General features: G+C 63.7%; 1 pseudogene. It reads right to left on the bottom strand.

The window, feature by feature from the left end:
* Positions 1–900, bottom strand: a pseudogene (locus tag BN2476_RS44185) (urease subunit alpha); the annotation flags it as partial.

The raw sequence follows: 900 nt of genomic DNA, 5'->3' as shown, positions 1-900 counted from the left end.
TCATGTGCGCCTTCGTCACATTGCGGCAGTTCTTCACTGCAACGATACGCTTGATGAGGCCATAGCGCCCGGCGATGTCGGCATCGAGCGCCATCTGCGAGACGAACGTCAGCGACGTGCGCGCCAATGCGCCGCCGCGTGTGCCGAACATCTCGCGATAGTGCACGGGTTGCGGCGTCGGAATTGACGCGTTCGGGTCGCCCATCTGCGCCATCGCGATCATGCCGCCCTTCAGGATCAGCGCGGGCTTGATGCCGAAGAACGCGGGCTCCCACAGGACGATGTCGGCCCATTTGCCGGGCTCGATCGAGCCGACTTCATGCGCGATGCCATGCGTGAGCGCCGGATTGATCGTGTACTTCGCGACATAGCGTTTCGCGCGGAAGTTGTCGTTGCGCGCGTTGTCCTCGGGCAGCGTGCCGCGCTGCACCTTCATCTTATGCGCGGTCTGCCACGTGCGGATGATCACTTCGCCCACACGCCCCATTGCCTGCGAATCGGAGGAGAGCATCGACAGCGCGCCGAGATCGTGAAGGATGTCCTCGGCTGCGATCGTCTCGCGGCGGATGCGCGATTCGGCGAACGCGATGTCTTCCGCAATCGACGGATCGAGGTGATGACAGACCATCAGCATGTCGAGATGCTCGTCGAGCGTATTGACGGTGTACGGGCGCGTCGGATTCGTCGACGACGGCAGCACGTTCGCCTCGCCGCAGACCTTGATGATGTCGGGCGCGTGACCGCCGCCCGCGCCTTCCGTGTGATACGTGTGGATCGTGCGGCCCTTGAACGCGGCGACCGTCGCTTCGACGAAGCCCGCTTCGTTCAGCGTATCGGTGTGGATCGCGACCTGCGTGTCGGTATCGTCGGCAACCGACAGGCAGTTGTCGATCGCAGCGG

Origin of the sequence: Paraburkholderia piptadeniae (genome assembly GCF_900007165.1) — a bacterium.
In the GTDB taxonomy this organism is placed as follows: Bacteria; Pseudomonadota; Gammaproteobacteria; order Burkholderiales; family Burkholderiaceae; genus Paraburkholderia; species Paraburkholderia piptadeniae.
The sequence above is the reverse complement of the archived record's forward strand: the minus strand, read 5'-3'. Positions and strand labels throughout refer to the sequence as shown.